We start from the raw sequence: 14,942 nt of genomic DNA, 5'->3' as shown, positions 1-14,942 counted from the left end.
TTTAACTTATAATAAGACGTACCTGTAACAGCCTGTTTGCCACCTCATCATAAACGAAAAAGGTACCACATGAACGCTATTTTGCTGATGTTACTCGGTTTAGGCGGAATGTTTCTTGGTTACGTCTTTTACTCGCGGTTTGTCGCGGAAAAAATTTATCGCCTTGATCCGGACTTTCGTACGCCGGCACATGAATTCGAAGATGGTGTCGATTTTGTGCCCACCAATAAGTACGTTTTATGGGGTCACCATTTTACCTCGGTAGCCGGTGCAGCCCCCATTATCGGCCCGGCCATCGCGGTTATCTGGGGTTGGGTACCGGCGTTCCTGTGGGTCGTTTTTGGCACCATCTTCTTCGCTGGCGTGCATGACGCTGGTGCTATCTGGGCGTCGAACCGCAACCGCGCCCGTTCCATCGGTGCCCTTACCGGTGATGTGGTCGGCAAACGCTCGCAGTCGCTCTTTATGATTGTTATCTTTTTAGTCTTGCTGATGGTCAATGCGGTGTTTGCTACCGCCATCGCCACTCTGTTGATCAACTTCCCCAGCTCTGTCGTGCCGGTCTGGGGCGCTATCTTTGTTGCCCTGATTATCGGTCAGATCATTTTTCGTAAGTGGCTGAACCTCGGCACTGTGTCGGTGCTGGGCGTGATTGCGCTCTATGCGCTGATCATTGCCGGCCCGTCGGTGCCAATCACCCTGCCAGAGTCGGTGTTCGGCGTGTCGGACAACGCTAGCTGGATCCTGATTCTGTTTTTCTATGCCGCCATCGCATCGTTGCTGCCGGTGTGGGTGCTGCTACAGCCACGGGACTACATCAACGGCTTACAATTATTTATCGGCCTGATTTTACTTTATGGCGCCGTGCTCATCAGCGGTCCGGAGCTGGTGGCCCCGGCGTTTAATACCAACACGCCGGAAGGCACCCCGTCGATGATCCCGTTACTTTTTGTCACCATCGCTTGCGGTGCGATTTCAGGCTTCCACGGTTTGGTCGCATCGGGCACCACCTCAAAACAGCTCGATAAAGAAACTGACGCGCGTTTTGTCGGCTATTTTGGCGCCGTCGGCGAAGGCTCGTTATCGCTGGCGACCATTATTGCCGTCACCGCGGGGTTCGCGACCCTGGCAGACTGGCAGGCGGTGTATCATAGTTTCGGCCAGGGTGGCGTCACCGCCTTTGTTTCCGGCGGTGCGCGTATTTTACAAGATGGTGTGGGACTCAATGTCGATATCGCCGAAACCTTACTGACGGTTATGGCAGTACTCTTTGCCGGTACCACCATGGATACCGGCCTGCGCCTACAGCGTTATATCTTTCAGGAATGGGGCGGCATTTATAATATCAACTGGATGACCAAAGCCGCACCCGCCACTTTGCTCGCAGTCAGCTCTTGTTTGTTGCTGGCGTTTGGTGCCGGCGGCGCCGACGGCTCGGGCGGCCTGGCCATCTGGCCCTTATTTGGTACCACCAACCAGCTGCTTGCCGGTTTGACGCTACTTGTCATCACCACCATGCTGGTGAAACTAAACCGCCCGATGTATGTGACGCTGTTACCGCTGTTATTCTTACTGGTCATGACCATCTTTGCGTTACTGATTCAGCTACGCGGGTTTTATGAGATTGGCAACTGGTTCCTGTTTACGCTGGATCTGCTGGTGCTGATCGCCGCCGTATGGATTGCGCTGGAAGCGACCGCCACACTTGCCCGTTTACGCCAGCAAAATAAAACACTGCAGGCTACGAGCAATGAAGATTAGAGCCATTTTGCGCTTTCTCAGCCGCGCCAATCAGCTCGCGCAGGACTATTACAATGCGCCCTACCGCGCTGCTGTGGCCAGAGCGCAGCGCGAGCAGGAAGATCTGTTTATGCTTTACGTGTATGCCGAGCTTATGGGCATCCCTAACCCTGCCAGTTACTATACGCTGGAGCTGCAACCGCTGTTACTGGAACAGTTTCACGACTGGCACCTGCGCATGGGCATGGAGCATTCACCTTTTGATGAGTTCAGGTGCTGTTGATGACCGATGCCTTATTGCAACAGCCGCCGCCAGTGCTTTTCATCGGTGGTAAAGGCGGTGTCGGCAAAACCTCAGTAGCGTCTGCCCTGGCATTGCACTATGCAACTAACGGATATCGCACCTTGTTGGTTTCTACCGACCCGGCACATAGTCTCAGTGACGCCTTTGCTATGCCCATTGGTGCTGGCGGAACCCGTATTAACGAGCGTCTTTACGCACTTGAGCTCGATCCCGACAGCCAGGTCGAAGCCCATATAGCCGAAGTCCTGGCCAGCATGAAGCAGCTCAGCAAACCGGCAATGTATCCACAGATCGAGCGCCAGTTAAAGCTTACCGCACAGTCGCCCGGCACTCAGGAAGCGGCACTGCTCGAAGCCATTGCCAAACTTATTGATACCCGCGAACAACAGGGGTACGACGTGCTGATCTTTGATACCGCGCCCACCGGTCATACATTACGTTTACTGATCTTACCTGAGGCCATGGCGGCCTGGACTCAGGGCATGCTGAAAACGACTGATAAAGCCCGGCAACTGAAAGGTGTGGTCGATCATCTTTCCACGGATCGCCGCGTGGCCCCGGGTCACCCGTTGGCTGAGCCACAACAACATGATGTGACGGCGTTAGCCGACCGTAATGCGCAAATTGCAACGCGGCTGCGTCAGCGGCAACAATTATTTCAACGCGTACGCCATGAGCTAAAAAACCCGAAACGCTGCGCGATTGCCCTTGTTTTAACCCCGGAAAAACTACCCATTCTGGAAACTCAGCGGGCGGTGCAACAGTTGCAGGAACAGCGGCTGCCACTGGCAGCGTTATGGATTAACCGCAATTTACCAGCAACGGCGGACGGCGATTTTCTGGCCCAACGCCGACAGCAGGAGGCCGTATATCAGCAGCAGATCCGCACCAGTTTTAAAGGTATTGCGGCAGCCTTCCTGCCACTTTTTGCGACGGATCTGGTCGGCTTGCAAGGCTTACAACACCTGCAGCAGGAAATAACCGCAACACCCTTGGAGAAGCTTTAAACCAGCACCACCAAAAGGTAAATTGCAGTGCCTGCCAACAGTACGGTCCAACCCAGTCGACGGTGATGATTCTGCCACCAGTGCCATAACTGGACGCCCAGCCAGTAGACCAACACCGCCAGCCCGTAGTAGCGGATACCGCGGGCGATCAATGTCGCGAGCAGGAACAGATAAAAGGGATAATGCGTTGTCCCGGCGATTAACATCCCCACCTGAAACGGAATAGGAGTAATGCCTACCAGCAACAAGGTGGCAAACCCATGTTCGCTGAAGTCAGCTTTCAGTTCGGCAAACGCTGCCTCGTAACCCCACAGGTTTAGCAGCCACTGCCCCGCCGAATCAAACAAGTAAAAGCCGACTGCATAGCCAATAGTGGCGCCCACCAGACACCCCGCCAGCGTTGCTGTAGCAATACTGAACCAGCGCTCACGTTCATGAATGAGTAATGGGATCAACACTAGTTCCAGCGGCACCGGAATAATGATCGACTCGAGCATGGACAATATAAAAATCATCCAGAGAATGCTTCGCGAACGCAGAATGCGCTCAAGCCACTTATTGGCCTGAGGGTCATCCGGTTTAGGTGGAGGTGTCATTCACCAAAGGCTCCGGCGGGTCCGGGAAAGACCACAGGACTCTCAAAGCCGTCCTTACTAACACTGGCCACCCCAAAGAAATAGTTATCGATAACAATATTCTCTAAAGTGTACGCATTGACCAGACCGACATCGCGGCTGAACTCCCAGTTTGGCGCGTCCGTGTGGCGCCAGTAAATACGATAGCCGGCAATCAATTCCTGCTCGGCGGCGCTCGGCGCTTGCCAGGACAGCGTGGTGTCCGGGCTTACCGCACCTTTAATACTTACCTCTGCCGGCGGGCTGGGGGCCCAGGCCATACTGGCCAATGACACTGCATTTAAGGCCGTGAGTTTGGCGGCGTAATCAAAATCAACGCCATCAAGGGTGTCACCGTAATGAATACCGTCTTCGACGCGGATATCCTGGTGCTGACGATGGTAATTTTCGTTGGTTTCCATAATCCGCACACCCGGATAACCTAAGTCGTTAAATGGTCGATGGTGACCGCCCCGGCCAAAACGATCGAGTCGGTAAATGACCATGGTATCAAGATTGGTGATGTAGCGGTCCGCCATCCAGTCAATGTAGCGGGCCAGATTACGACTCGGTGAATCAACCTCCCCTCCGGTAAAGCGGCGGCGCCGTTCATCGGCATCGGTCTCATCCATGCGGGTACCCTCGGCGAAAATACGCGCGGTAGTATTGTTGACCACACCGTTAATGCCCTCAACGTTACCAATCATATCGTTATTCAGTACGGCTTTAATGCGCCAACCGTCTTCCTGCGCCTGTGCTGCCATAATTTTACCACCAAACAGTCCCTGCTCTTCGCCTGCCAGAGCAGCATAAACGATAGACCCGGCAAATTCATACTGACTCAATACCCGCGCGGCCTCAAGCGTGCCGGCAACGCCTGAGGCGTTATCATTGGCACCCGGCGCGTCGGATGTCGCGTCCATAACATCGGAAACACGGGAGTCAATGTCACCCGACATAATGACGTAACGGCTCGGATCGACATTACCACGTTGTACGGCAATCACGCTCACCACTTCAGTCGGCTCGGGGATGCGTCGCTCACCACTAATCACGTCACTCTGATAATAAACTTCGAGACAACCGCCACACGCGGCCGAGATTTTATCAAACTCCGCTTTAATCCAGCGGCGTGCCGCCCCTATGCCACGGGTGTCCGAAGTTGTTTCTGACAAGGTATGGCGGGTGCCAAAACTAACCAGTTTCGTAATGTCCTGCTTAATCCGCTCTGCTGAAACCGCCCCGGCAATATCATGCAGTTTTTGTTGTTCCTGATAAGCAGGGCTCGACGCCGAGGCACCGGCGCTCGCCACTGCCAAAGCCAGGGCCAGGGATACAGAAATTGTTCTCATAGTAACTACCTTTTGACTCAAACTATTGTACTTAAGACTGCGCACAGTCCCCGGGCGTAAAACGAAAGTTGAAAAGCTTCAGCCCATTTTGATCAAGATACTGAAACTCCACAAAATCCGCTTCTTCGCGATAAAATGCAAGTGCTTCGCCATGACAATACTCGCGACGCATTTGCGGTTCAATTTGCGTAGCCAGTTCCGCCTCGTCATGGACAAAGCGATCCACACGAACCAAGGTGTAATAGAAACGCATACCATAGTTTGCGACTTCAGCGCGATCAAAACGCGTCTGACGATCCAATAGCCGCGGTAAATCGCGATTCAGCTGTCCCGACATGGACAGCAGTTCAGTATAAAGCTCGTTGCGCGCGCGCGAACTATCGTCATCACTGAACGTACGCCAGACGAAAATCAAGATAACGCCGGCGAGTAGCACGACGGCACCGACCATAAGGCTTTTACGAAATGAAACAGACATAAACTTTTACCTTTTCCCCTGCGTACCCCTAAATAAATACCGCTACCCCACTTACAAACATTCATGTATGTATGTATAATTGAGCACCTTGAAAACGGAAACAATAACGCTTCGCGCGACCTAAAAAATTTACGAGGTAGACTTTAATGCGTCAACGTACCCTATCACCGATTGCTGTAGCTGTCTTGAGCAGTGCTCTGTTTCTTGCTGGTTGCAGTAATGGCGAAGAAGGCCAGCAAGCACAAGCAGGCCAACAACAGCAGCAAACTGTCGGGGTTGTCACCATTGCCCCACAGGAAGTTGATCTGCAGGTTAAACTGCCAGGCCGTGCCACGGCATTTCGTAGCGCAGAAGTGCGTCCTCAGGTAAGTGGCATTATAGAGCAGCAGTTGTTTACCGAAGGTAGCACCGTTAGCGCCGGCCAGTCATTGTATCAAATTGACCCGGCCACTTATGCAGCGGATGTCAGTGCAGCAGAAGCAGCCGTTGCCCAGGCCGAAGCGAATTTGCACGCCGCTACCGCACGCTTTGAGCGATTTCAGGAATTACTGGCCGGAAAAGCCGTGAGCCAACAGGAATTTGACGAGGCCCAGGCGGCTTACCTGCAGGCCCGTGCAACGTTGAAAACCGCTCAGGCACAGCTGCAGCGCGCCGAAGTCAACCTTGAATATACCAAGGTGAAGGCGCCTATCAGCGGTCGTATTGGCCGCTCCCTGCTTACAGAAGGCGCACTGGTTAATGTGGCCCAGGCACAACCGCTGGCCACCATTCATCAGCTTGATCCGATCTATGTCGATATTCAGCAAAGCAGCGAGGACTACCTCGACCTGCAACAGGCCATTGCCTCAGGCCGCATTGTCACTGATGGTCTGAATCGGGCTGCGGTGAAGTTATATGCTAACGGCGGTAGCGAGGTCATCGCTGAGGGTCAGCTGTTGTTCAATGAAGTTACCGTACAGCCAAGCACCAGTTCCATTACCCTGCGGGCAAAATTTGCTAACGCTGATATGCGTATTTTACCGGGTATGTACGTGACCGCTGAGGTTGAAACCGGCACCTTGACGGGTGCTATTCTGGCACCTCAGGAAGGTGTCAACCGCGACCCTCGTGGTCGCGCCGTGGCCATGGTGGTCAATAGTGAGGGTAAAGTTGAGCAGCGTTATCTGACGTTAGGCGCCACTTCAAATGGCAACTGGGTGGTACGCTCAGGTCTTTCAGCCGGCGACAAAGTAATTGTCGAAGGCCTGCAAAAAATCCAACCCGGCGCAGCGGTACAAACGGAAGAAGTGAAATAAAACATGGCAACATTTTTTATTAACCGACCCATTTTCGCATGGGTGATTGCAATTGTTATCATGCTGGGCGGTGCTTTGGCAGTAACCCAGTTGCCGGTCGAGCAATATCCTGAAATTGCACCGCCAACCGTGCAGATTAACGCAACCTATCCGGGGGCGACGGCAGAAACACTGGAAGAAAGTGTTACCCAGTTGATTGAGCAAAACCTCAATGGGGTCGACAATCTTGAATACTTTTCGTCGACCAGTGACTCGGCCGGCAATGCCAGCATTACCCTGACTTTCGCTGCAGGTACCGATCCGGATATCGCTCAGGTGCAGGTGCAGAATAAACTGCAGCTGGTGCTGCCACTGCTGCCTCAGGCAGTTCAGGATCAGGGCGTGATTGTCGCGAAGGCGAATGATGCATTCCTGTTGGTACTGGCACTGACCTCGAGCAATCCGGAAATTAACCAGATTGACCTTGGCGATTATATCGCCAGTAATTTGCAGGATCCTATTGCCCGTACCCCGGGTGTGGGTAACGTGCAGCTGTTCGGAGCACCTTACGCCATGCGCATCTGGCTCGACCCGCAAAAGCTGACCCGTTATAACCTGATTACTCAGGACGTAGTACTGGCACTGCGGGAGCAAAACAACCAGGTTGCCGCAGGCCAGCTCGGTGGCACGCCCGCTGTTGAGGGGCAACGGTTGACCTCCTCGATCATTGCGCAGACACGCCTGGAAACTGTGGAAGAGTTTGAGCAAATCCTACTTAAAGTGAATCCGGATGGCTCGAAAGTGACCGTTGCTGATGTCGCGCATGTTGAACTTGGTGGTGAAAATTACAATACCATCGCGCGCTACAACCGCGACGCTGCCACCGGCCTGGCGGTCACTCTTGCGACCGGCGCCAATGCACTTGACACTGCTGCCGCAGTAAAAGAGCGCGTAGCTGAATTGGAACAGTATTTTCCCAGCGGCGTTGAGCTGGTGATCCCCTACGACACAACGCCATTTGTCGAGATCTCTATCACCGAAGTGGTCAAAATACTGTTTGAAGCCGTGGTACTGGTGTTCCTGCTGATGTTTATTTTTCTGCAGAACCTGCGTGCTACCTTAATTCCGGCGCTGGCAATACCTGTGGTCTTGCTGGGCACCTTTGGCATCATGTCAGCGTTTGGCTTTAGCATTAATACCTTAACGATGTTTGGCCTGGTGCTGGCCATCGGTTTGTTGGTCGACGATGCCATTGTCGTGGTCGAGAATGTCGAGCGCCTGATGAGCGAAGAGAAGCTCTCGCCGCGTAAGGCGACCATTAAGTCCATGGGTCAGATCACCGGTGCGCTGATCGCCATCGGTCTGGTCATGGCTGCGGTATTCGTACCCATGGCCTTCTTCGGTGGCTCGACGGGCGCGGTCTATCGACAGTTTTCGATTACCATCATCTCAGCCATGGCATTGTCAGTCATGGTCGCCATCATTTTCAGCCCGGCACTTTGCGCGACGCTGCTCAAACCGGTGGATCATGAGAAGCAGAAAAAAGGTATTCTCGGGGCTTTCAACCGAGGTCTGGAGCGCGTCACCGAGCGCTATGCCGAATCGGTGCGTGGCATTATCAAGCGCAGCGTGCGGTTTGTGTTTATCTACCTGGCACTTGTGGCGGTATTGGGGTACTTATTCTTACGCATGCCCGGCTCCTTCATTCCGAATGAAGACCGTGGTGTGTTCCTGACGCAAATGCAACTACCTCCAGGTGCTACTCAGGAACAGTCGCTGCAAACCATGAAAAAGATCGAGAACTACTATCTTGATGAAGCCGCAGGCATTCGCTCAGTTTTCTCCGTCGTCGGCTTTAGCTTCAGCGGTCAGGGCCAGAACTCGGGTATCGCCTTCGTGCGCATGGACCCCTGGTCGGAACGTACTACTCCTGAATTGCAGATTGAGGCGATAATTGGTAACGCAATGGCCTATTTCAGTCAGATCCGTGAAGCAATGATTTTCGCGTTCAACCTGCCATCTATTCCGGAACTTGGTAACGCCAGCGGCTTTAACCTGTATCTGCAGGACCGTGGCGGTGTCGGCCATGACGCCTTATTACAGGCGCGTAACCAACTACTTGGCATGGCTGCCCAAGACGAGCGCCTGGTAGGTGTGCGCCCGAATGGTCTCGAAGACCGGGCGCAGTTCAGAGTCGAGGTCGACTTTCAGAAGGCCAAAGCTCTGGGGCTGTCGATTGATGCGATTAACAGCACCCTGGGCACGGCGTTCGGTTCGACCTATGTCAACGACTTTATTGACCGTGGTCGGGTGAAACGCGTCTACGTGCAGGGCGTTGCCGAGGCGCGCATGGTGCCCGAAGATTTAGCCGAGTGGTATGTACGCAACGATCAAGGCGAAATGGTGCCCTTCTCGGCCTTCGCCAGCACCAGCTGGACCTTCGGCCCGCAACGGCTAGAGCGCTTTAACGGTGTACCAGCAATGAATATTCAGGGTGAGGCCGCACCGGGCTATTCCTCAGGTGCCGCAATGATGGCAATGGAGCAGCATATCGCTAAGCTTGGCGACGGAATCGGTTATGCCTGGGCCGGCATCTCGCTGGAAGAGAAACAGTCCGGTGATCAGGCGCCATTGCTTTATGCTCTGTCATTACTGATCGTATTCCTTTTTCTGGCAGCGCTTTATGAGAGCTGGTCGATACCGTTCTCAGTGATGCTGGTGGTACCACTAGGTATTCTTGGCGCAGTCATTGCGGCCAGTTTACGGGGCCTCGAAAACGATGTGTATTTCCAGGTCGGATTGCTGACGACAGTTGGGGTTTCAGCGCGTAACGCTATTCTTATTGTCGAATTTGCCAAAGACTTACAAGCGCAGGGGAAAGAGTTGCTGGCAGCTACTTTGGAAGCGGTACGGTTACGCTTGCGCCCTATTCTGATGACCTCACTGGCGTTCACCTTCGGCGTTCTGCCGCTGGCGCTGAGTACCGGCGCGGGTGCGGCCAGTCGTCAGGCCATCGGTACGGGCGTACTGGGCGGCATGCTAGGTGGCACCATTTTGGCAATCTTCTTCGTACCGCTACTGTTCTACGTTATCCGTAGCGCTTTCCCACCGAAAACGCGTGAAGAAGATTAGAACTTCCCGCTGACCTCATGCTAAGGTTACCTCATTGACCTGAGGTAACCTTAGCCATGATTTACCGTTATTTCATTCTCTGCCTTGCCGCCGTAACCCTGCTTATCGGCATTCAGGCCCCCAACCTGCTGACTCAGTATCAACAACGTTTGGCTGCGCAATATGCCGAAGCTATGGTGTATTACCGTGATTATCAGCAGCTAGCCGACCAGTTCTATAACGGCGAGCTGGAGCGACTCATAGCGGCCCACAAGCAAAGTCCTGAGCCTGCCTTTCAGCAAGAAGCGAAGATCATTGAGAAGCTGGTGCAACGTGTGGCGCGCTTTGAGCAGCAGTTACAACTGCAGCAGCAGAACTATGTACAGCAGCTGTGGGCGCTGGTATGGCGTCATGATGATGAATTATTAAGCGGTACGTTGGAGCAGTATAGCTTTAACGTACCACTGAATCAGCAGGCGCTGGCGACAGGAGCCTTGTTGGCGCTGGCCCTGGTGGTACTGGTGGATATTATTACCGGACTCGGTAAACGAACGTTGCGCCGCCGACGCTCGGTCCAACAACGCCACCGTTAGCGGCGCTCCTGATCGTCCTCTTTCACGCTATATTCGCCCTCAATCACTGAGCTGTCGGCGCGATCACGCTGCTGCTCACGTTGTTGCTGATAGCGTTGCTGTGCCTGACGCTGGGCTTGTTGCGCTGCTTTATTGAACTGCCACATCTGCTTCAGTTGCCGGCGCTTGCGCCACATGAGCGGCAACAACAGAATCCAGCCCACAATGAGCACAATCAGACCAATACCCAGCGCAAGTAACAGAAAGATACCGAAGACAAACCAGCTGAGCAGCACCACCAGAGGATTGGCGCCGGGTTGGGGTTTCATTTTTTGCTGCCACTGGCGAATATAAATAAGCATAACTCTCACATCGTTTACTTCATGTCTTCCTATACTATTGCGGCCAGACCGTGAAATTACAAGCGTCGAAGCTGTCTATCCTGTAACAATTTAAGAATAATGCTCGACAGGTTGACGATATTAAAAATCGTACCGGACACGCTACCCACGATAATCGCATAGATCAGACCCAGTAATTCAGCGAGCAGGAACCAGCGGCGAATACGGTCAGGGTCGTTGAGCTTAATAGAACCTACGGTGAAAATGATCGACGAAGTATAAGCGATCCAGATGGACCAATGACTCGGTTGCTCAGAGAAGGTAATGCTAAAGCCATCGGTCAGCTGTATGCAGGCAATCGGGAACAGCCATTCAATGACCAGAAATACCAGGTTAAGGGCAACAAATCCCCACAGCACAAAGGGCCCCTGCCAACGCAGCGCGATAAAATTACGTAGTACCGCAATACCTGTGACGATACCGCCAGCAATGGCATCGAGCATGAAAAAATGGATCGACAGGCAGCCGAGTGCCAGTGCCGACATAATACGATAACGATCCGCAGTCGGCTGGCGGTAGGCAATAAAATTGATGATCAGGGCAATAACGCCAAATACTTCTGCACTGTAACTATACAAACCACTTCCCTTTTATCATTTTTACCGGGAGCGAAAAAAACGGCGGCAACTGCTGACAGTTACCGCCGTTTATCAACTTAGAACGCCTATTTTACTGACGTTCGCCGGCAGTTTCATCCCGAATTGCGCGGAACTCATTACCTGCATACCAGTTTGGCCAGGCTTCTGAATTCGCCAGCTCGTTACCAATCCAGTAATAGAGCCACAGATCCTGCTGTACGCCACGTAGATCCCATTCCGGATCATATTCGTCAGCTGGTTTATGATAGGCCACCTGCACATACTCGGCGCGCTTTTCTTTACCGTAGGCTTCGCCATGTTCAATGTGGTCATTACCGCCTTTGGCATACAACATGGGCACGCCCCGTTTTGCCAGATTAAAGTGATCTGAGCGGTAGAACGAGCCAGCTTCCGGTGTTGGTTCAGGAGCGACATAGCGGTTTTGTTGCTCAACATATTTCGCCAGATAGTCCTCTAACTCAGAGTTACCATGGCCGACGACCACCATGTCACGCATGGGTCCGTATACGTTCATGACATCCATGTTGATGCCCGCAACCGCTTTGCTTAACGGCAGCATCGGATTGTTCGCATACCACTGCGAGCCCAGTAAGCCGCGCTCTTCAGCAGTTACCAGCACAAACACAACAGAACGTTCAGGCTGCGGTTGGCTGGCGAAAAACTCGGCAATCGCCATCACCCCTGCGGTACCTGAAGCGTTATCTTGTGCACCATTGTAAATCTGGTCATCGCTGGCAATCGGGTTCATCCCCAGATGATCCCAGTGCGCCATGTAGATCACGTGTTCTTCCGGTGCTTTGCTTCCCTCAATATAGCCAATCAGGTTGGGGGAATTCAGGTATTCAAAGTCACTTTGTACGGATACTGACAAGGCCGTATCAAGCGCGACCGGCTCAAAGTCAGGTTGTTGCGCACGCGCGCGCATGTCGGCATACGAGGAACCCACCCGGGCAAACAGCTTATCGGCCGCTTCCATGGTGATCCAGCCCTCAATTTGCGTACGATCCATATTCTTGTTCTCGCGCGCAAGATCAAAGCGCACCGGTGAACCACCGGCAATGACTCCCCAGCCATAGCCAGCCGGACCGGTTTCATGAATCACGATGACACCCGCCGCGCCCTGACGGGAGGCTTCTTCAAACTTGTAGGTCCAGCGACCATAGTAGGTCATCGCCTTACCGTTAAAGACTTCCGGGTCGCCCGAATCGTAGCCAGGATCGTTCACCAGTACCACGACTGTTTTGCCTTCGACATCCAGGCCTTCGTAGTCATTCCAGCCGTACTCAGGTGCGACAATGCCATAGCCGGCGAAGACCATTTCGCTGTCTTGCAGCTGCACTTCTTCCTGCACGCGTGGCGACCAGGCCATCATGTCCTGCTTGTAAGCAAATGCATTAAGATCAGCGTTCGAAAACGTCATATCAGAGACGTTATAAGGCGTCATTTTGACCAGAGGTACTTGTTGCTGGTAGCTGTTTTGTTCTTGATCGTATGGTTTTAAGCCCCAGTTACGGAATTTCTCTTCGACAAATTCAACGGTCAGCTCCTCGCCTTTACTCGCCGGCGCCCGCCCTTCAAACTCATCAGAGCTTAGGGTGCGCAGATAATCACGGTAATTTTCGTTAAAGCTGTACGGATCGACATCAACCTGAGGGGTTTGTGTCGTCTCGGGTTCACTGGCAGGTGAGCATGCAATAATCAGCATGCTGGCGGCCAGTACCGAAATCTTCTTCATCGGTTGCTCTCCTGTTAATCACAAAGTTGTAGTTGCGTGCCTGACGTAATGCCATATTGGTCAAAATAGCCCGCTGACATTTCCAGTGCGGACCAATAGTTTGCTCCGGGCTTGTAGCTCGGACAGTTACGCGGGTTAACGCTGGTGCAAGGTTGCATAGTGAACGTCTTTACCACGCGCAAATCTTCATCTAAGTAGGCGATATCAAGGGGAATACGGGTGTTGTACATCCAAAAGCCTGAATAACCCGGTCGCTCACTGTCATACAAAAACCACATGCCCTGATGTGTCGGCAAGCCGTCACGATGCATGAGGCCACGTGCGCGCTTACCAAAAGTATCGGCAATCTCAACCTGCATAGGTGTGGCCCCCGGGACATCAGCAATACATAATTGCGTCGTTTGGTAACTGCATTGATTGTCAGCGTCGGTAGTGCAGTCCGTTTGCGCCTGAACGTGCAACGGGGCCAGGTAGCCACATGCAAGCAGCAGGACACTAGCGAGGGTGTGTTTTGTTCGGAACATGCTTCACTCACATTTACAGTTACAATTACACGTCGATTGTACGATCGAGCGCTCAAGTATGGCCTGAATGACAGGGAAAAAAAAGCCAAAAAAGCCCCTTGCGGGGCTTTTAATTGGAGAACAAAGTGATAAACATGGGCTAACTGCAGTTGTTAGTGTGTTTATCCGGAGATATCAACAGTCGTCACTGCCTCACCTCCACTAACACTAACATTTACAACTCCGTTAAATGTTAGGTCATCATCTGCCTCAGGATCGTCATCCGTCTGACAGGTCCACGCAGCGGAGTAATCAGCTGCCGCCACGTAACCGACAGAAAAGGTGTAGGCAGAAACACCATCAAAGTACACTGCTGCAACAGCATACGGCTGATGGGTCTCTGCCCCACCTACATCTGCCAGGGTGGTTATTTCTAAATCAGATCCCTCATAGAAATAAACCACAGCCACTGGTTCAGACACGTCGCTTGGTGCGACCGTGCAAGAATTTGTAATTAACAGTTCCTCAGCCAAAGTGCCTTCAATGTGACCAATCTGCAGATTGTTCACCAAACGGACGCCCCGCGGCTTGAGGAAATAACCGTCAATACCCACCGGATCGACCATTGCCTGGCGCAGATCGAATTCAACGGTGTAGGACGCATTACCGGCCACATCTAAGGTGACGCCATCGAACTTCAATTCATTTGAAGGCACGCGCAATGGCAACTGTTCTTCGCCAACCTGCACATAAGAGCCTTCTGACATTTCCAGACGCAATTGTCCGTAAGTGCCTGGCGCAACTTCGATACCGTCAACCAGGTTCACCGAGTCAGAGCCGGTGTAACTTAATAAGTCAATGCCGACAGTATTTGGAATCGTATTACCACTGGCGTCTTTACAGACATCGTTTGGCTCAATGGTGTTCGTTGATTCACCAATGGTGAAAACTTGTGAGCCCTGGTCATTGCCCACCAGCTCAATCGCGTTAAAACACGCCACCACTGCGTCGGCGTTATCCACAGGAGCATCACTTACCGCTAATGAAAAGCGCGCCATTTGTTCATTTGCGTTATCATCAGAGGAGCCACCACAGGCAACCAGGCCCAAGGCAGTAGCACTAACAATTAGACCACGAGAAAAACGTTTATTTAACATGACGATATACCTCCTATGGTATTTTAAGAACGTTATACCGAAGCGCTCATAATTTTGCAATGGTATAAACGACCTTTACGTTAAAATTGTTCGGT

General features: G+C 52.7%; 14 protein-coding genes. 6 read left to right on the top strand and 8 right to left on the bottom strand.

The window, feature by feature from the left end; translation table 11 throughout:
• Window positions 1-69 precede the first annotated feature (69 nt).
• The 3 genes from CWI71_RS07490 to CWI71_RS07480 are packed head-to-tail and all read left to right on the top strand — an operon-like array spanning window position 70 to window position 3,051.
• A complete protein-coding gene (locus CWI71_RS07490) occupies window positions 70-1,761 on the top strand; it encodes a carbon starvation CstA family protein (protein WP_126754651.1) in 1,692 nt (563 codons plus the stop codon).
• Window positions 1,751-2,023, top strand: a complete 273-nt coding sequence (locus CWI71_RS07485) for a cory-CC-star protein (protein WP_126754650.1) — start codon at window positions 1,751-1,753, stop codon at window positions 2,021-2,023. The genes CWI71_RS07490 and CWI71_RS07485 overlap by 11 nt, the downstream gene beginning before the upstream one ends.
• Window positions 2,023-3,051 carry an ArsA family ATPase gene (locus CWI71_RS07480; protein ID WP_126754649.1) on the top strand — a complete coding sequence of 343 codons (1,029 nt, stop codon included), beginning with the start codon at window positions 2,023-2,025 and terminating at the stop codon, window positions 3,049-3,051. Before CWI71_RS07485 ends, CWI71_RS07480 begins: the two co-directional genes overlap by 1 nt.
• On the opposite strand, the gene CWI71_RS07475 is transcribed toward CWI71_RS07480, so the two are convergent.
• Genes CWI71_RS07475 through CWI71_RS07465 form a run of 3 tightly spaced genes read right to left on the bottom strand, consistent with a single transcriptional unit; the run spans window position 3,048 to window position 5,495 of the window.
• On the bottom strand, window positions 3,048-3,647 hold the full coding sequence (locus CWI71_RS07475; protein ID WP_126754648.1) for a YqaA family protein: 600 nt from the start codon (window positions 3,645-3,647) through the stop codon (window positions 3,048-3,050). The genes CWI71_RS07480 and CWI71_RS07475 overlap by 4 nt on opposite strands.
• Window positions 3,644-5,017 (bottom strand): M28 family metallopeptidase, encoded by a 1,374-nt coding sequence (locus CWI71_RS07470; RefSeq protein ID WP_126754647.1) that lies wholly within the window; start codon window positions 5,015-5,017, stop codon window positions 3,644-3,646. The genes CWI71_RS07475 and CWI71_RS07470 overlap by 4 nt, the downstream gene beginning before the upstream one ends.
• 31 nt (window positions 5,018-5,048) lie before the next feature.
• The gene (locus CWI71_RS07465; RefSeq protein WP_126754646.1) at window positions 5,049-5,495 is read right to left on the bottom strand and encodes a hypothetical protein; all 447 of its coding nucleotides are present in this window, start codon (window positions 5,493-5,495) and stop codon (window positions 5,049-5,051) included.
• 146 nt (window positions 5,496-5,641) lie between these two features.
• Here CWI71_RS07465 and CWI71_RS07460 point away from each other — a divergent pair, with 146 nt between their 5' ends.
• Genes CWI71_RS07460 through CWI71_RS07450 form a run of 3 tightly spaced genes read left to right on the top strand, consistent with a single transcriptional unit; the run spans window position 5,642 to window position 10,473 of the window.
• Window positions 5,642-6,790 carry an efflux RND transporter periplasmic adaptor subunit gene (locus CWI71_RS07460; RefSeq protein ID WP_126754645.1) on the top strand — a complete coding sequence of 383 codons (1,149 nt, stop codon included), beginning with the start codon at window positions 5,642-5,644 and terminating at the stop codon, window positions 6,788-6,790.
• A 3-nt stretch (window positions 6,791-6,793) separates the two neighbouring features.
• On the top strand, window positions 6,794-9,901 hold the full coding sequence (locus CWI71_RS07455) for an efflux RND transporter permease subunit (RefSeq protein WP_126754644.1): 3,108 nt from the start codon (window positions 6,794-6,796) through the stop codon (window positions 9,899-9,901).
• Between the two features lie 56 nt (window positions 9,902-9,957).
• On the top strand, window positions 9,958-10,473 hold the full coding sequence (locus CWI71_RS07450) for a DUF2937 family protein (RefSeq protein WP_126754643.1): 516 nt from the start codon (window positions 9,958-9,960) through the stop codon (window positions 10,471-10,473).
• Here the strand turns inward: CWI71_RS07450 and CWI71_RS07445 are convergent.
• The 5 genes from CWI71_RS07445 to CWI71_RS07425 form a co-directional block, all read right to left on the bottom strand.
• Window positions 10,470-10,814, bottom strand: a complete 345-nt coding sequence (locus tag CWI71_RS07445; protein WP_126754642.1) for a hypothetical protein — start codon at window positions 10,812-10,814, stop codon at window positions 10,470-10,472. The two genes, CWI71_RS07450 and CWI71_RS07445, sit on opposite strands and share 4 nt — an antisense overlap.
• A 56-nt stretch (window positions 10,815-10,870) precedes the next feature.
• Window positions 10,871-11,431, bottom strand: coding sequence for a YgjV family protein (locus tag CWI71_RS07440; protein WP_126754641.1), 561 nt, complete (start codon window positions 11,429-11,431; stop codon window positions 10,871-10,873).
• Window positions 11,432-11,522: 91 nt separating this feature from the next.
• Complete coding sequence (locus tag CWI71_RS07435) at window positions 11,523-13,187, bottom strand: M28 family metallopeptidase (RefSeq protein WP_126754640.1); 1,665 nt, start codon at window positions 13,185-13,187, stop codon at window positions 11,523-11,525.
• Window positions 13,188-13,201: 14 nt separating this feature from the next.
• The gene (locus CWI71_RS07430) at window positions 13,202-13,711 is read right to left on the bottom strand and encodes a DUF192 domain-containing protein (RefSeq protein WP_126754639.1); all 510 of its coding nucleotides are present in this window, start codon (window positions 13,709-13,711) and stop codon (window positions 13,202-13,204) included.
• Window positions 13,712-13,872: 161 nt separating this feature from the next.
• Complete coding sequence (locus tag CWI71_RS07425; protein WP_126754638.1) at window positions 13,873-14,847, bottom strand: DUF4382 domain-containing protein; 975 nt, start codon at window positions 14,845-14,847, stop codon at window positions 13,873-13,875.
• Window positions 14,848-14,942: the final 95 nt, after the last annotated feature.

The sequence above is a fragment of the Pseudidiomarina insulisalsae genome (genome assembly GCF_003987065.1).
Classification (GTDB): domain Bacteria; phylum Pseudomonadota; class Gammaproteobacteria; order Enterobacterales; family Alteromonadaceae; genus Pseudidiomarina; species Pseudidiomarina insulisalsae.
Note: the sequence above shows the minus strand (reverse complement) of the source record. Positions and strands in the feature narration are given on the sequence as shown.

Bases quoted from the DNA above. Each gene is read 5' to 3' on its own strand.
- CWI71_RS07445 (WP_126754642.1), bottom strand. From the start codon at position 10,814: ATGCTTATTTATATTCGCCAGTGGCAGCAAAAAATGAAACCCCAACCC.
- CWI71_RS07475 (WP_126754648.1), bottom strand. From the start codon at position 3,647: ATGACACCTCCACCTAAACCGGATGACCCTCAGGCCAATAAGTGGCTT.
- CWI71_RS07435 (WP_126754640.1), bottom strand. From the start codon at position 13,187: ATGAAGAAGATTTCGGTACTGGCCGCCAGCATGCTGATTATTGCATGC.
- CWI71_RS07425 (WP_126754638.1), bottom strand. From the start codon at position 14,847: ATGTTAAATAAACGTTTTTCTCGTGGTCTAATTGTTAGTGCTACTGCC.
- CWI71_RS07480 (WP_126754649.1), top strand. From the start codon at position 2,023: ATGACCGATGCCTTATTGCAACAGCCGCCGCCAGTGCTTTTCATCGGT.
- CWI71_RS07430 (WP_126754639.1), bottom strand. From the start codon at position 13,711: ATGTTCCGAACAAAACACACCCTCGCTAGTGTCCTGCTGCTTGCATGT.
- CWI71_RS07460 (WP_126754645.1), top strand. From the start codon at position 5,642: ATGCGTCAACGTACCCTATCACCGATTGCTGTAGCTGTCTTGAGCAGT.
- CWI71_RS07465 (WP_126754646.1), bottom strand. From the start codon at position 5,495: ATGTCTGTTTCATTTCGTAAAAGCCTTATGGTCGGTGCCGTCGTGCTA.
- CWI71_RS07455 (WP_126754644.1), top strand. From the start codon at position 6,794: ATGGCAACATTTTTTATTAACCGACCCATTTTCGCATGGGTGATTGCA.
- CWI71_RS07450 (WP_126754643.1), top strand. From the start codon at position 9,958: ATGATTTACCGTTATTTCATTCTCTGCCTTGCCGCCGTAACCCTGCTT.
- CWI71_RS07490 (WP_126754651.1), top strand. From the start codon at position 70: ATGAACGCTATTTTGCTGATGTTACTCGGTTTAGGCGGAATGTTTCTT.
- CWI71_RS07485 (WP_126754650.1), top strand. From the start codon at position 1,751: ATGAAGATTAGAGCCATTTTGCGCTTTCTCAGCCGCGCCAATCAGCTC.
- CWI71_RS07470 (WP_126754647.1), bottom strand. From the start codon at position 5,017: ATGAGAACAATTTCTGTATCCCTGGCCCTGGCTTTGGCAGTGGCGAGC.